Genomic DNA, 541 nt, shown 5'->3' with positions numbered 1-541 from the left:
TGATGATGGGGATGATCGGCGACATCGACGGGTTGGCCGCGACGGAGCTCGACGCGCAGCCGCAGCCGGAGGTGACCACGCCCGGGGAGCAGTCGATCGACGTCGCGGTCGTCGACCCGGACGGCTCCCGCGTCGCCGACGCGACGGTCATCGTCCGCGGCGGCTCCGCGCGGATCGACGGCGTGGTCACCGCGGAGACGAACGGCGAGGGGATCGCGACCGTCGACGTCGACCCCGAGTTGGGGCCGAACCAGGCCGACGGGACGCTCACCATCGACGTCAAGCCGACGGCGGAGGGCGACTACGTCGACGAGCGGGGGAACACCGAGGTGCTCGTCGTCGAGGAGTGACGCCGCGGCGGCGCGCTGCGAGAGGCGGTCAGAGCTGATCGTCCCAGTCGATCCAGTCCTGCTCCCAGCCGTGTCGGCGCTGCCGGCCGCGCTCGGCGCGTTCGGCGTCCTCGCGCCGGGTCCGGTTGCGTTCCGTCCCCGGCTGTTCGCCGTCGACGAGCATCGGCTGGAGCCGCGCCCGGCCGTGGGTC

Annotated in this window: 1 protein-coding gene and 1 pseudogene; one reads left to right on the top strand and one right to left on the bottom strand. The window is 73.4% G+C overall.

Annotated features, from left to right (window positions below):
* Window positions 1–350: carboxypeptidase regulatory-like domain-containing protein (locus D3D02_RS18825; protein WP_121571355.1), on the top strand; the 350-nt coding region annotated here is incomplete at its 5' end.
* 28 nt (window positions 351–378) lie between these two features.
* Here D3D02_RS18825 and D3D02_RS18820 read toward each other — a convergent pair.
* Window positions 379–541: pseudogene (locus tag D3D02_RS18820) on the bottom strand (protein-L-isoaspartate O-methyltransferase); the annotation flags it as partial.

The organism is Halobellus sp. Atlit-38R (assembly GCF_003665925.1).
GTDB classification, from domain to species: Archaea; Halobacteriota; Halobacteria; order Halobacteriales; family Haloferacaceae; genus Haloquadratum; species Haloquadratum inordinatus.
The sequence above is the reverse complement of the archived record's forward strand: the minus strand, read 5'-3'. Positions and strand labels throughout refer to the sequence as shown.